This is a genomic window from Actinomycetospora rhizophila (assembly GCF_042657905.1).
Taxonomy (GTDB): domain Bacteria; phylum Actinomycetota; class Actinomycetes; order Mycobacteriales; family Pseudonocardiaceae; genus Actinomycetospora; species Actinomycetospora rhizophila.
In genome coordinates this window covers 255,855-270,177 of sequence record NZ_JBHSKG010000002.1, presented here as the reverse complement: position 1 = coordinate 270,177, position 14,323 = coordinate 255,855, and the positions used below count along the sequence as shown (strand labels likewise).

Here is a 14,323-nt window from a genome sequence, read left to right as displayed (position 1 = left end):
CGTGGGGCCCTGATCTGCTCAATGTACCCCCCGGTCACGACACGGGTCCGCGCGCGACCGGCCGAACCGGACAGGCCGGGTATCCGCCCTCAGCGCCGCCGGCGGGCGGTGCCGAACAGGCCGCGGGTGATCTCGCGACCGAGCTGGCTCGCCAGCGAGCGCACGAACGACTTCACCGCCGGGTTGCTCGCGGCCTTCTCGAGGAAGCCGGGGCCCTCGTCCTGCTCGGGCGGCGGCGCCTGGGGCGGCGCCGGCTGCGGCGGCTGACCGGCCGGGACGGGCTCGGCGGGGGTCGGGGCGGTGGTCGCCCCGGTGCTCGCCGAGAGCTTCTCGTAGGCCGACTCGCGGTCGACCGGCGTGCCGTACCTCCCCCACAGCGGCGACGCCTTCGCCGCCTCGGTGACGGCGGGCTCGCCGATCGCGGCCATCAGCGAGCGCGGCGCCCGCACCCGCGTCCACGCCACCGGCGTCGGGGCCCCGCGCTCGGAGAGGACGGTGACGATCGCCTCGCCGGTGCCCAGCGACGTCAGCGAGGTCTCGATGTCGTAGACCTTGCTCTTCGGGTACGTGCGCGCGGTGCGCGAGAGCGCCTTCTGGTCGTCGGGGGTGAAGGCCCGCAGCGCGTGCTGCACCCGGGCCCCCAGCTGCGAGAGCACGTCGTTGGGGACGTCGGTGGGCTGCTGGGTGCAGAAGAAGACGCCGACGCCCTTGGACCGGATGAGCTTCACCGTCTGCTCGATGCGGTCGAGGAACGCCTTCGACGCGTCGGAGAAGAGCAGGTGCGCCTCGTCGAAGAAGAAGACGAGCTTGGGCTTGTCGATGTCGCCGGCCTCGGGGAGGTCCTCGAAGAGCTCGGCGAGCAGCCACATGAGGAACGTGGAGTAGAGCATCGGGTCGGCCTGCTGGTCGGCCAGCTCCAGCAGCGTCACCCGGCCCTTGCCGTCGCCCTCGACGACGAGCAGGTCGGCGGGGTCGAACTCCGGCTCGCCGAAGAACCCGTCGCCGCCGCGCGCCTCGAGGTTGACCAGCGCCCGCAGGATCACGCCCGCCGTCGACGTCGAGACCCCGCCGATGCCCTTGAGCGCCGCCTTGCCCTCGTCGGAGAGCAGGTGCTGGATGACCGAGCGCAGGTCCTTGGTGTCCAGCAGCGCGAGGCCCTGCTGGTCGGCCCAGTGGAAGATCAGGCCGAGTGTCGACTCCTGGGTCTCGTTGAGCCCCAGCACCTTCGCCAGCAGGATCGGCCCGAACCCGGTGATCGTCGCGCGCACCGGGATGCCGATCCCCGCGCCCAGCGAGAGGAACTGCACGGGGTACGCGGTCGGCGTCCAGTCGTCGCCGGTGTCGGTGGCTCGCTGGGTGACGCGGTCGTTCTGCTCGCCCGGGCGCGCGAGCCCCGACAGGTCGCCCTTGATGTCGGCGAGCAGCACCGGCACCCCGGCCGCCGAGCACTGCTCGGCGAGGTTCTGCAGCGTCTTCGTCTTGCCGGTGCCCGTCGCGCCGGCCACCAGGCCGTGCCGGTTCAGCGTCGCGAACGGGATCCGGACCCTCGCGGCGGGGTCGACGGTGCCGTCGACGACGACGGTCCCCAGTTCGAGGGCCGCGCCCTCCGTCGCGTACCCGGCGGCGATCTCTGCAGCAGCACCCTGGTCGGCCACGGGAGGCAGGCTAGCGGGGTCGGGGCTCGCGGGGGTGGATCAGCGTGGCGGCCACGCTGACGTTGGACGTCAGGAAATCCGCCGGCTCGATGCGGTCAGCACGCTCCGGGGACGCGGAGGCGCCACGACCGGCACGTTCGGCAGGCTTTCCCGCCTGTCGATCATGCGCAACGTGCCCCTCGCGGCGCGAGGGCGTCCCTCGCTGCCTGCTACGCAGCCGGGGGGTCCCTCGCTCGACGTGGTGCGGCGCGCTCAGGGCCCCGCGGGGACGTCGACGCGCACCGCGGTGATCGCGCCGTCGGTGCCCCGCTCGGCGTGCACCGTGACCTGCTGCCCGACGCGCAGGCCCGCCGGCCCGTCGGGGCGGGGCACGGCGACGCTCGTGCCCGCCGTTGTGCGCAGGGCGGTCTGGGTGCCGTCGCCCGAGCGGATCGTGACGATCGGGTAGCCGCCACCGGTCGGCTGGACCGACTCGACGACGCCCAGCAGGTCGGGCACCGAGCCGGGCCCGGTGTCGGGGGCCGTGGCGCGGCCGATGAGCGCGCCGAGCGCGACGCACACGATCGCGCCGAGCACCAGCAGCAGGATGCGCGTCGAGCGCGCCAGCCCGGGGCGGCGCAGCCGGGTGGCGAGGTCGACGTCGTCCACCGGCTCGTCGAGCACCGCCGCCGCGTGGTCCTGCCGGCTCCGCTCGACGTCCGCGTCAGGGCGCTCCTGCTCGGCCGTGCGGGTGCTGCCCGGCGGCGGGTCGGAGCGCCGGGCCGCCGGAGGCACCGCGATCTGCTCGGTGGCCGGGGACGAGTCGGTCGGGCGGTCGCCGTCGGACGGCTGGGTCACGAGATCCTCCCGGGAGCGCGCCTCACTCACGGCGCAGCGCTTCGATGGGCCGCAGGCGCGCGGCGCGGCGGGCGGGGTAGGCACCGAAGAAGATGCCGATGGCGGCCGAGACGCCGACCGCGGCGACGACGGCGGAGGGCAGGACGACGGGCCGGAAGTCGCCGAGCGGCACGAGCGTGCCCGCGTAGCCGACGGCGACGCCGAGGACGCCGCCGACCACGCTGAGGATGATCGACTCGACGAGGAACTGGCCGAGGATCGCCGATGGCGGGGCGCCGAGGGCCTTGCGGATGCCGATCTCGCGGGTCCGCTCGGTGACCGACACCAGCATGATGTTCGTGATCCCGATGCCGCCGACCACCAGCGAGATCGCCGCGATCGCCGCGAGCAGCAGGGTGAAGGCACCGAGCGTGTCGTCGAGGACGTCGGCGAGCTGGCGGGCGGACAGCACCTGGTAGTCGCGGTTGTCCGGGTTCTCGATTCCGTGGCGGCGGTCCAGGATGCTGTTGATCTCGCTCTCGGCGGCGGCCTGCGCCTCCGTCGACCGCGCCTGCACGACGATCTGGCTGAGGTCGCCGAACCCGGTGAGCGAGCCCTGCACGGCCGTGATCGGCGCGAGCACGTTCTCGTCGGGGTTCGCCAGCCCCTGCCCCTGGCCGGCGGGCGCGAGCGTCCCGATCACGTCGAACGGCACCCCGCGCACGAGCACGTCGCGCCCGACGGGGTCGGAGCCGACGCCGAAGAGGTCGTCGGCGACGGTCCGCCCGAGCAGGATGACCTTGCGGCCGGCCTCGACGTCGGCGTCGGTGTAGGCGCGGCCGGTGCCGATCTGGACGTTGGCGCCCGGGAAGTAGGACGGGGTGCTGCCGACGACGGTGGCGTCGGTGCGCGAGCGCCCCGCGTCCACCGAGGCCGACAGCTGCGCCACCGGCGAGACCGACGCGACGTCCGGGGCGCCCTGCGGGTCGGCGAGCGCGCGCACGTCACCGGTGGTCAGCGGGCGCCCGCTGGTCCCCGCGCTCTCGGGCGGCTGGCGCGGCAGGACCGTGATGCTGTTGGCGCCCAGGCCCGCGATCTGGCCCTGGATGTACTGCGACGCCCCGTTGCCCAGCGCGGTCAGCAGGATGACCGCGGCGATCCCGATGATGATCCCGAGCATCGTCAGCAGCGACCGCAGCCGGTTCGCGATGAGGCCCCGGACCGCGAAGCGGACGATCTCCACCACGCTCATCGTCGGGCGCCCGCGGTGCCCGGCCTCCGGCGCGGCAGCTCCCCTATCGGCGTGCTCCCCTGGATGCTGCGTGCCGCCTCGGTGAGCCGCCCGTCGGAGACCACCACGACGCGCTCGGCCCGCTCGGCGACCTCGTCGTCGTGGGTGATCAGCACGATCGTCCGCCCGCTGGCGTGCAGGCGGTCGAAGAGGGCGAGCGCGTCGGCGGTGCTCTGCGAGTCGAGGTTGCCGGTGGGCTCGTCGGCGAGCAGCAGTGCCGGGGACGTGACGAGGGCGCGCGCGACGGCGACGCGCTGCTGCTGCCCGCCGGAGAGCTGGTTGGGGCGGTGGTCCTCGCGGCCCTGCAGCCCGACGAGCGCGAGCGCGGCCATCGCCCGCTCGCGGCGCACGCGCCGCCCGACCCCCGCGTAGACCAGCGGCAGCTCGACGTTCGCGAGCGCGGTCGTGCGCGGGATGAGGTTGAACGCCTGGAACACGAACCCGATCTGCCGGTTGCGCAGGACGGCCTGCTGGCGCTCGTCGAGGTCGGCGACGTCGAGGCCCTCGAGCAGGTAGCGCCCGGAGGTCGGGGCGTCGAGGCAGCCGAGCATGTTGAGCAGCGTCGACTTGCCCGACCCGGAGTGCCCGATCACCGCCACGTACTCGCCGCGGCGCACGGTCAGGTCCACGTCGCGCAGCGCGTGCACGGCGGTCTCGCCCGCGCCGTAGACCTTCGAGAGCTTCCGGACGTCGAGGACGTGGTCGACCTGCCCGGTCATCCTCCGCCGCCGCCCTGACCGCCCTGGGTGCTCGGCGGCGGGCCCTGACCGGGACCGAACGGGTTGGCCGTGTCCGGACCCGGCAGGACCACGAGCTCGCCCGGCGCGAGGCCCGAGCGGACCTCGGTGGTGGTGTCCGAGCTCAGCCCGAGGCCCACGGTCCGCGGCTGCGGCGTGCCGTCGGGCCCGAGCACCTGCACCGTCCCGGCGATCGCCCCCTCCCCGCCGATCGGGATGACCGCCACCGACGGCAGGAACGTGACGTTCGGCGACTGCTGCACGGTGACCGCGACGCTCGCCGACATCCCGGGCCGCAGGTTCGGCGGCGGCCCGGTCAGCGTGACGACCGTGCCGTACTGGACCGACGTCCCGGCGCCGGGCAGCAGGTCGATCGCCGTGACGGTGCCCGGCAGCGCCTGCCCGGGCAGCGCGTTCACCGACACCTCCACCGGCTGGCCCACCGCGAGCCGGCCGACGTCGAGCTCGGGGACGTCGGCGCGGATCTGCAGCGACGTGAGGTCGAGGACGGTCATGGCGGCCGGCGTGCTCGGCGACCCCGTCACCGACGAGCCGCCGCCGCCCGTGGCGCCGCCACCGCCGGCCGCGCTCGCCCCGGAGGCGCCCGCCGCGGCCGCGCCGGCCGCGGCGCCGGTGCCCCCGGCGGTGCCGTCCGGCAGCGTGCCGCCGGTGGGGTTGCCCGACGACGTCGAGCTCGTCGTCGTGCCGCCGGCCGGGACCAGCTGCCCGGGGCCGATGTCGAGGCTGACGACCGTGCCGTCCTGCGGCGAGGAGAGCTCGAGGTCCTCGGTCGCGTTCTCGGCCTGGATCACCGACGCCTCGGCCTGCGCCAGCGCCGCCTCGGCGGACGCGACCTGCCCCTCCGGCGTCGTCCCGCCGGCTGCACCGCCGGCCGCCCCTCCGGCTCCGGCACCGGTCGAGCCACCGGCCCCGGCCGAACCACCGGCACCCGGCGTCGGCGTCGGCGTGGGCGCCGGCGCGGCCTTCGGATCGGCGGCGGGCATGCTGCGCAGCCCGTTGACCCCGACGAGGGGCCTGCTCTGCGGCTGGGACTGCGGGGCCGCGGGCGCCTGCGGGCCGCCCGGCCCACCTGCACCGCCGTGACCGCCCTGGCCACCGTTGCCCCCGATGACGCCCGGACCGCCCTGGCCGCCGGTGCCACCGGTCCCGCCGTTACCGCCCGCGCCGGCGGGGGCCGGAGCGGGCGCGACCGGGGCCGCCGCCCCTCCCGCGGGAGGCACGGCGGCGCCTCCCGCGGCCGGGGCTGCCGGCTGCTGGGCTGCCGGCGCCGCCGCGGTCGTGGACGGGTTGTCGCGCGCCTCGCGGGCGTCGCGCAGCTGCTGGCGGGCGGAGTCGCGCTGGGCGCGGGCGGCGTCGAGGTTGGCCTCGGCGTACTCGGGGTCGAGGGTCGCGAGGACGTCGCCGGCCGCGACGCGGTCGCCGACCGCCACGCGCACGTCCTCCACGCGCCCGCCGGCGGCGAAGTTCAGCGTCGAGCTCCGGGCGCTGGTGACCGCGCCGGAGGCGGTGACCGTCTCGGCAACCGTCCCCCGCCCGACCGGCGTCGTCCGCAGCCCCGCGTCGTCGCTGCCGCCGCTCGCCGTGAGCCCGACGACCGTGCCGCCGATCGCGAGCAGCACCACGAGAGCAATGGCTCCGTTGACGAGCCACAGAGAGCGACGCGCACCCGCCATGTGGCGGACGCTATCCAGTCGTCACCGGAGGCCGTCGGCCGGGGTCCGATCGACTGAGTGACGGTTCACCGACCGCGCTCAGGCGTAGACGTGCGGGTCCAGCGTCCCGATGTAGGGCAGGTCGCGGTAGCGCTCGGCGTAGTCGAGCCCGAAGCCCACGACGAACTCGTTGGGGATGTCGAACCCCACCCAGGCCACGTCGACGTCGAGCTTGGCCGCCTCCGGCTTGCGCAGCAGCGTGACGACGTCGAGCGACGCGGGCCCGCGCGACTCGAGGTTCTTGCGCAGCCACGACAGCGTCAGCCCGGAGTCGATGATGTCCTCGACGATGAGGACGCGACGCCCGGAGATGTCGCGGTCGAGGTCCTTGAGGATGCGCACGACCCCCGAGGACGAGGTCGACGACCCGTACGAGCTGACGGCCATGAACTCGAGCTGGGTCGGCACCGGCAGCCGGCGGGCCAGGTCGGTCATGAACATCACGGCGCCCTTGAGGACGCCGACGAGGACGAGGTCCTGGTCGCCTTCGCCGTGCGTGGCGCCGATCTCCTCGGCCAGCTCGGCGATCTTGTCCTGGATCTGCTCCTCGGTGATCAGTACGGACGCGATGTCGCCGTCGTACACCGTTGTCGGGCTCCTCACCGGGTCGGGGACGGCCCGGCGGTACGGGCCGGGGCCGTCGGGCCCACGAGCACCCGAAGCCTGCCATGAGCCCGCACCACCACCAACTCGCCCGGCAGCGGCGGCACCCCCTGCCCGCGCCACTGCGCGACGACGCTGTCCACGGCACGAACATGCGCGTCGGAGAGCTCCCGGGCGCCGGCCGCGGCCAGCCACGCCCGCAGGACCCGGCGGCGCACGGCGGGCGCCTCCCCGGCGAGGGCGACCGCGTCGAGCGTCCCGTCGGCGCCGACGAGCACCTCCAGACGCCCCGCGGCCAGCGCGGAGAGCGCGGCGTCGTCGTCGGCCAGCTGCGCGGCGGTGCGGGCGAGGGCGGGCGCGACACCGCCGCCGAGCGCCTCCTCGAGCACCGGCAGGACCTCGTGGCGCAGGCGCACGCGGGTGTAGCGCGGATCGTCGTTGTGAGGGTCGTCCCACACCGCGAGGTCGAGGGCCGCGCACGCCGCGCGGGTCGTCGCCCGGCGCACGCCGAGCAGCGGGCGGCACCACGGTGGGGCCCACACCGCCATGCCGGCGAGCGAGCGCGCCCCCGAGCCCCGGCCCAGCCCGAGCAGGACCGTCTCCGCCTGGTCGTCGAGGGTGTGCCCGAGCAGCACCGGCGCGTCCCCCCGGTCCCGCGAGGCCGCCCGCAGCGCGGCGTACCGGGCGTCGCGGGCCGCGGCCTCGGGTCCGCCCGCAGCGCCGACCTCGACGGCGACGACCTCCGCGCTCGCCACCCCCAGCTCCCGCAACTGCCCGGCGACCCGCTGCGCCTGGTCCGCGGAGCCGTCCTGCAGCCCGTGGTCGACGACGACGCCCTGCACCGCGCCCGGCGCGACGTCCACCGCCGCGGCGGCGAGCGCGAGGGAGTCCGCACCGCCCGAGCACGCGATGATCAACGGGGAGTTCGCGCGCCTAGAAGCAGCGAACCGCGCGTTCGTTCCCTCGGGGCGAGCCTCCAGCGCCTCGCGCACCGCGCGCCGGACCTCGGCGACCGGTGCCGGCACGCGCGCCACGGGACGTCAGCCGTGGACGCGGGCGAGCCAGGCGTCCGGGTCGGTGATCTCGGCGCGCCGGGGCAGGGTCTCGGGCGAGGTCCACACCGCGTTGAGCCCGTCGATACCCGCGCGGGCGACGACGTGGTCGACGAAGACGCGGCCCTGCTCGTACTGCCGGATCTTGGCGTCGACGCCCAGGAGCGTGCGCAGGAGCCGGTCGACGAGGCTGCCGCCCCGGCGGCGGTGGGTGAAGCGCGCCCGGATGGTGGCCACCGACGGCACGACGGCCGGGCCCACCTCGTCCATGACGTGCTCGGCGTGGCCCTCGAGCAGGGTGGTCAGGGCGAGCAGGCGGTCGAGGACGGCGCGCTGCTCGGGGCCCTGGAACATCTCGACCAGCGCCATCCCGTCGCGCGGGGGCTCGCGGCGGATCGCCTTGACGATCTCGGGCAGGCGGTCGACGGCGCCGGACGCGGTGCGGTCGAAGCCGCCGGCGAACGTCGCGACCTCGCCCTGGAAGTAGTCGCGCAGCCAGTCGACGGCGGTGAACTGGAGCCGGTGGGTGGCCTCGTGCAGGCACACCCACAGCGCGAAGTCGTCGCCGTCGACGTCGAGCGCCTGGCGGGCGGCGACGACGTTCGGCGCCACGAGCAGCAGGCGCCCGGCCTGCTCAGGGCCACCGAACGGGTCATACTGGCCGAGCACCCGGCTGCCGAGGAACGCGAGCAGGGTGCCCATCTGCAGCCCGGCCGCGGAGCGCGTGACGCGTCCGACCGTGCTGCCGACGATGCCGTCGGGCGGGCCGGGCAGCGGCGCGTCGGCCAGCAGCGCGGCGATCCCGTCGACGGCGGAGCGGATCCAGCCGGGGCGGTCGACGACGTCGGCCTCGGGCACCGGCAGGCCGGCGCCCATCCCGGTGAGCGCGCGCACGTGCTGCTCGCCGACGCGGGCGCCCTCGCGGAGCCGGGCCACCTCGGCGGCGGCCTCCGCGGGCGAGACCGCGGGCCCTGCGGGCACCAGGCGCGTGCCGGTGGCGATCGCGAGGCCCCAGTCGACGGGCAGCCCCGTGCCGCGGGGCGCGGAGGTCAGGTCGACGGACACGGCTCCACCGTACGTCGCGGCCGGCACTCCTCAGCGGCAGCCGCAGTCGTGCAGCGCCGCGGCCAGTGCGTCGAGGCGCGGGCGGGCCGTCCCCGGGTCGACGCCGTTGCTCATGAACGAGAAGACGAGCGTGCGTCCGTCGGCGGTGTCGACGACCCCGGCCAGCGCGTTCGCGGCCGTCAGCGTCCCGGTCTTCGCCCGCACCCAGCCGCGGCCGTCGGCGCTGGGCGTGCCGGCGACGTAGCGGTCGGCGAGCGTGCCGCCCCCGCCGGCCACGGGCAGCCCGTCGAGCAGGGGGCGCAGCGCCGCGGTGCGCGGGTCGGTGCCGGTCGGGGCGGCGGCGGGCGCGAGGACCCCGGAGAGCGCGGTGGCCGGGACGCGGTCGTTCACCGAGAGCCCGCTGGTGTCGGCGAGGACGACGCCGGTGGTGTCGATGTTCGCCTCGCCCAGCACCCGGGTCACCGCCCGCGCGGCACCGTCGAACGTCGTCGGCTCCCCCACGGCGCGCGCGACCTCGCGGCCGAGGGCCTCGGCGAGGACGTTGTCGGAGTTCTGCAGCGCGGTCCGGACGAGCTCGGTGACCGGCGGCGACTGCACCTGGCCCAGCACCGGCGCGTTGGGCGGCGCGGACCCGACGGCGACGGTCGGCGCGGCACCACCCGGGGACAGGCGGGCGCCCAGCTCGCGGGCGGCGTCGGAGGCCGGGGTGGCGGTGCGGGGCACGTCGAGCACCGTCGGGTCGCTGCGCCCGCCGTCGAGCATCACCGGCACGATCGGCGCCACGAACCCGCTGGCCACGTCGGTGGGGTCCCAGCCGGGCGCGACACCGTTGCCCCCGCCGTTCTCGTAGTGCGAGACGTCGACGAGCACGCGCGTCACCGGCGGCTGACCCGCGCGGGACGCGTTGACCGCCGCGACGAGGTCGTCGAGGCGCGCGGCGTCGGGGTAGACGGTCTGGCGCCCGGCGGGCAGCGACGACAGCGTCGGGTCGCCGCCCCCGACCAGCACGACCGTGTCCGGCGTCGGCCCGGCGACCACCGAGGTCGTCAGCCGCATCGTCGGGTCGAGCCGCAGCAGGGCCGCCGAGCTCGTGAGCAGCTTGGTCACCGATGCCGGCACCTGCGGGTCGTTCGGCCGGCGGCTCCACAGCGCGGTGCCCGTGGCGGGGTCGAGGACGGCGCCGGTGAGGTCGCCCAGTGCTGCGGCGCGCGCGTCGAGCACGGCCGCGAGCCCGGCCTGGGTCGGCACCGGCGCGTCGGCGCCGACGGCGGCGAGGCGGATCGGCGGCGTCGAGGGCTCGGGCGGGTCGGCGGTCTCGCCGCCGAGCAGCGTCACGGGCAGCCCCACCGCGCGCGCGAACGACGGCGCGGTCAGCGTGACGCCGACGACGACACCGGCGAGCAGCGCGACGACTACGGCCACCGACAGCAGGCGCGGTCCCCACCGGCGAACGGCGGACGACGCGTCGGGGACCGCGCGGTGTCCTTCGCCGCTCACGACCCCGCACCCCTCCTCACCTGCAGTTCACCTCACCCGGACGAGAGCCGGGTCACCCCGTGGTGTGCCGGGTCACCCCGATCGGTGCCCCACACTAGAGAAGGGCGGGGGCCTCCGGCCGACCCACCGGGGACCGACGGACACGACGACCGAGCACAGGAAGCGGTGAGCGACGCCGTGGAGTTCGACGTACTGATCGAGATCCCCAAGGGGGTCCGCAACAAGTACGAGATGGACAAGACCACCGGCCGCCTGCGGCTGGACCGCACGCTCTTCACGGCCACGCAGTACCCGGCCGACTACGGCTACATCGAGGACACCCTCGGCCAGGACGGCGACCCGCTCGACGCGCTGGTCCTCATCCAGGAGCCGACGTTCCCGGGCTGCGTCGTCTCGGCCCGCGCGATCGGCATGTTCCGCATGACCGACGAGGCCGGCGGCGACGACAAGGTGCTCTGCGTGCCCGCGGGCGACCCCCGCCAGGAGCACCTGCGCGACATCCACCACCTCTCGGAGTACGACCGCCTCGAGATCCAGCACTTCTTCGAGGTCTACAAGGACCTCGAGCCCGGCAAGAGCGTCGAGGGCGCCTCGTGGGTCGGTCGCGCGGAGGCCGAGGCCGAGATCAAGGCGTCGCTGGAGCGCGCGCCCGCGAAGTGAGACGCCGCCGGCCGCCGGGACCTGGTCCCGGCGGCCGGCGTGCTCTCAGCCCCCCGTGGGGGTGAGGTCGGGCTCCTCGTGGCGCCCCGCCGCGGCGGGCTGCGGGGGCGTCACCGTCAGGGTCACGTCGCCCGGCACGGCGCCGCCGTCCACGACGATCTGCCGGCTGACCGGCGCGAACCCGCTCGCGGTGAGCATGTGCCGGCCGGGGGCGAGGTCGTCGAAGCGGAACCGGCCGTCGGCCCCCGTCACCGCGGACGCCACCACGCCGCCGTCGCGCCCGACGAGTACGACCAGCGACTCCGGCACCGGCGCCCCGCCCGCGGCGCGGACGGCCCCGGCGAGCGTGTAGCGCGCCGCCGGCACGGTGACGTCGCGGCGGGCCCCCTCGTCGCCGACGTCCACGCGCGTGGCCTGCGGCGCCCGGCCGGGGGCGAGCACGGTCAGCGTGTAGGCGCCGGCCGCGATCTCCCCGGCGTCCCAGAGGCCGTCGGCGTCGCTGCGGCGCACGCCGACCACCCCGCCGGCGCCGTCGGTGACGGTCACCGTCGCCCCGGGGACCGGTGTCCCGTCGGCCTCGGTGACCCGCCCGCCCAGCGTGGTGACGCGGGCCAGGGCGACGTCGCGGCGCACGGGGGTGCCGTCGACGGTGACGAGCTCGGCGAACGGCCGGCGCCGCGGCGAGGCGGCGATGAGCACGTAGGTGCCCGACGCCGGGGCGACGAGGGTGTAACCGCCCTGCTCGTCGAGCTGCGTGCGCTCCATCGGGGCGCCGTCGAGCCCGTGCAGGGAGACGGTGACCTCGTCCTGCGCGGTGACCGGGCTGCCGCCCGTCCCCGTGATCCGCCCGTGGACCGTCGGCCCGGGGGCGCGCGTGTGCCGCCCCGCGTCGGCGGTGTCCGGCGGCCCCCACCCGGTGGTGGTCGGCGCCGCGACCGGCGGCGTCGAGGCCGGGGTGTTGACCGCTGCCGCGCTCGCGGCCTCCGTCGCGGGCGCCGCGCTCTCGGCGTCACGGGCCTGGATGCCGGACTGGGTGCGCAGCGGGACCTCGCGCAGGAAGAGCACCAGCACGAAGCCGACGGCGATCACGCAGGCGGCGATGAGGAACACCGTGTCCATCGCGGTGGAGAACCCGACGAGGTACGGCTCGGCCAGGCGCGGGTCCATCCGCTGCAGCACCGAGGAGTCCTGCGCGACCTGCGCGGCGCCGGCGACCGGGTCGAACGCGACCTGGTTGGCCGGGTTGGCCAGCGCCGCGGGGTCGGTGAGGGCGGCGCGGAACTCCGGCGTGGGCGCGATCGTGGTGAAGGCGTCGCGGATGCGGTCGCCGACGGTCGAGAACAGCACGGAGAGGAAGACGGCCACGCCGAGCGTGCCGCCCATCTGCCGGAAGAAGGTCGCCGACGCCGTCGCGACGCCCATGTCCCGGGCCGGTACGGCGTTCTGCACGGCCAGCACGAGGGTCTGCATGCAGTTGCCGAGCCCGAGGCCGAACACGACCATCAGCAGCGCGATCTCCCAGTACGGGGTGTCCGCGTGCAGCCGGAAGTGGAACAGCAGCATGCCCGCGGTCACCAGCGCGAGGCCGATCACCGGGAAGATCTTGTAGCGGCCGGTGCGGCTGGTCAGCTGCCCGGAGACGATCGAGGCGACCATGATGCCGCCGACCAGCGGGATCATCTGGAGGCCGGCCTGCGTCGGGTCGGCGCCGGTGACGATCTGCAGGTACTGCGGGACGATCGCGATGCCGCCGAACATCCCGACGCCGGTGATGACGGCGATGATCGAGGTCAGGCTGAACACGCCGTTGCGGAACAGGCGCAGCGGCAGCAGCGCGTCCTCGCCGTAGGCCCGCTCGGCGAGGTAGAAGGCGACCAGGCCGACGGCCCCGATGGCGTAGCAGATGATCGCGGACGTGGAGCCCCAGCCCCACTCGCGGCCCTGCTCGGCGACGATCAGCAACGGCACCAGGCCGACGGCCAGCGCGGCCGCGCCGGGGAAGTCGAGCCGGTGCTCGCGGCGGGTGTGCGGCAGGCGCAGCACGTTCCAGACGACGAGGAACGCGATGGCGCCGATCGGGACGTTGACGAGGAAGACCCAGCGCCAGCCGGTGATCCCGAGGATCTCCTGCTGGCCGGCCAGGAAGCCGCCGACGACGGGGCCGATGACGCTCGACGTGCCGAACACGGCGAGGAAGAAGCCCTGGTACCGGGCGCGCTCCCGCGGCGGGACGATGTCGCCGATGATCGTCAGGGCCAGCGACATGAGGCCGCCGGCGCCGAGCCCCTGGACGGCGCGGAAGGCCGCCAGCTCGTACATCGACGTCGAGATCGTGCACAGCACCGAGCCGAGCACGAACAGCGCGATGGCGATGAGGAAGAACGGCCGGCGCCCGTAGAGGTCGGAGAGCTTGCCGTAGAGGGGCGTCGTGATCGTCGCGGTGATCAGGTACGCGGTGGTCGCCCACGCCTGGAGGTTCAGGCCCTGCAGGTCGTCGGCGATGGTGCGGATCGACGTCGAGACGATGTTCTGGTCGAGGGCGGCCAGGAACATGCCCAGCATCAGGCCGCTCAGGATCACGAGGATCTGGCGGTGGGTGAAGCCGGTGCTGCTCCCGGTGGATGCCGCCGGGGGAGCCGCGGCGACGGCGGGCGTGCTCATGAGGCCTCCTGGCCGCGCAGGGCGGCCGACGGCGGGGTGGGGGCGTGGTGGTGCTCGAGGTCGCCGGCCAGCTGTTCGAGCAGTTCGGCGAGGCGGACCCGGTCGGCCTCGTCCCAGTGCTCGGTCATGGCGCCGATCTCGCGGTTGCGGCGGTCGCGGTTGGCCTGGAACACGCGCAGGCCCTCGTCGGTGGGGGCGAGCAGGGTCGCGCGGCCGTCCTCGGGGTCCGGGCGGCGCTCGACCAGCCCGGCGCGGACCAGGCCGGCGACCTGCCGGCTGACCGTCGAGGGGTCCGAGTGCACGGACTCGGCGAGCGCGTTCGACCGGCGGGGGCCCTCGAGCACGAGGCGGGCGAGCAGCACGTAGGCGGCGCGCTCGACACCGTCCGGGCCGACGGACTTCCCGGCCTTCGCCCGCTCGACCGCGCGCATGACGCGGATGAGCTGGTGGCCGAGGCGGTCGGAGACGAACCAGCGGTCGTCCACCCCCGGCGGCGCCGGGAGCCGCGAAGATTCCATTGCATGCTCCGTACAATCGGTTGCTGCGTACAAGC

At 75.5% G+C, this 14,323-nt stretch carries 12 protein-coding genes; 1 reads left to right on the top strand and 11 read right to left on the bottom strand.

Going from position 1 to position 14,323, the window contains the following annotated elements; genetic code table 11:
- Window positions 1-89: 89 nt before the first annotated feature.
- From ACFPK1_RS05140 to dacB, 9 genes are all read right to left on the bottom strand, one after another.
- Window positions 90-1,655 carry a helicase HerA-like domain-containing protein gene (locus ACFPK1_RS05140; protein WP_378019832.1) on the bottom strand — a complete coding sequence of 522 codons (1,566 nt, stop codon included), beginning with the start codon at window positions 1,653-1,655 and terminating at the stop codon, window positions 90-92.
- Window positions 1,656-1,907: 252 nt separating this feature from the next.
- On the bottom strand, window positions 1,908-2,492 hold the full coding sequence (locus ACFPK1_RS05135; protein WP_378019831.1) for a hypothetical protein: 585 nt from the start codon (window positions 2,490-2,492) through the stop codon (window positions 1,908-1,910).
- 22 nt (window positions 2,493-2,514) lie between these two features.
- Entirely contained in the window at window positions 2,515-3,723 is a 1,209-nt protein-coding gene (locus ACFPK1_RS05130) for an ABC transporter permease (RefSeq protein WP_378019830.1), read from the bottom strand.
- A complete protein-coding gene (locus ACFPK1_RS05125) occupies window positions 3,720-4,481 on the bottom strand; it encodes an ABC transporter ATP-binding protein (protein ID WP_378019829.1) in 762 nt (253 codons plus the stop codon). Before ACFPK1_RS05125 ends, ACFPK1_RS05130 begins: the two co-directional genes overlap by 4 nt.
- Entirely contained in the window at window positions 4,478-6,193 is a 1,716-nt protein-coding gene (locus tag ACFPK1_RS05120) for an efflux RND transporter periplasmic adaptor subunit (RefSeq protein ID WP_378019828.1), read from the bottom strand. Before ACFPK1_RS05120 ends, ACFPK1_RS05125 begins: the two co-directional genes overlap by 4 nt.
- Window positions 6,194-6,271: 78 nt before the next feature.
- A complete protein-coding gene (gene hpt, locus ACFPK1_RS05115; RefSeq protein WP_378019827.1) occupies window positions 6,272-6,817 on the bottom strand; it encodes a hypoxanthine phosphoribosyltransferase in 546 nt (181 codons plus the stop codon).
- Window positions 6,818-6,831: 14 nt separating this feature from the next.
- Entirely contained in the window at window positions 6,832-7,869 is a 1,038-nt protein-coding gene (gene tilS, locus ACFPK1_RS05110; RefSeq protein ID WP_378019826.1) for a tRNA lysidine(34) synthetase TilS, read from the bottom strand.
- A 6-nt stretch (window positions 7,870-7,875) separates the two neighbouring features.
- Window positions 7,876-8,952: a zinc-dependent metalloprotease gene (locus ACFPK1_RS05105; RefSeq protein ID WP_378019825.1), complete on the bottom strand. Its 1,077-nt coding sequence runs from the start codon at window positions 8,950-8,952 to the stop codon at window positions 7,876-7,878.
- Window positions 8,953-8,982: 30 nt separating this feature from the next.
- On the bottom strand, window positions 8,983-10,449 hold the full coding sequence (dacB, locus tag ACFPK1_RS05100) for a D-alanyl-D-alanine carboxypeptidase/D-alanyl-D-alanine endopeptidase (protein WP_378019824.1): 1,467 nt from the start codon (window positions 10,447-10,449) through the stop codon (window positions 8,983-8,985).
- Between the two features lie 177 nt (window positions 10,450-10,626).
- On the opposite strand from dacB, the gene ACFPK1_RS05095 reads away from it, so the two are divergent.
- Complete coding sequence (locus ACFPK1_RS05095) at window positions 10,627-11,109, top strand: inorganic diphosphatase (protein ID WP_378020262.1); 483 nt, start codon at window positions 10,627-10,629, stop codon at window positions 11,107-11,109.
- Window positions 11,110-11,154: 45 nt separating this feature from the next.
- Here ACFPK1_RS05095 and ACFPK1_RS05090 read toward each other — a convergent pair whose 3' ends face one another.
- Together ACFPK1_RS05090 and ACFPK1_RS05085 are read right to left on the bottom strand one after the other, a co-directional pair.
- Window positions 11,155-13,770 carry an MFS transporter gene (locus tag ACFPK1_RS05090; RefSeq protein ID WP_378019823.1) on the bottom strand — a complete coding sequence of 872 codons (2,616 nt, stop codon included), beginning with the start codon at window positions 13,768-13,770 and terminating at the stop codon, window positions 11,155-11,157.
- Entirely contained in the window at window positions 13,767-14,288 is a 522-nt protein-coding gene (locus tag ACFPK1_RS05085; protein WP_378019822.1) for a MarR family winged helix-turn-helix transcriptional regulator, read from the bottom strand. The genes ACFPK1_RS05090 and ACFPK1_RS05085 overlap by 4 nt, the downstream gene beginning before the upstream one ends.
- Window positions 14,289-14,323: the final 35 nt, after the last annotated feature.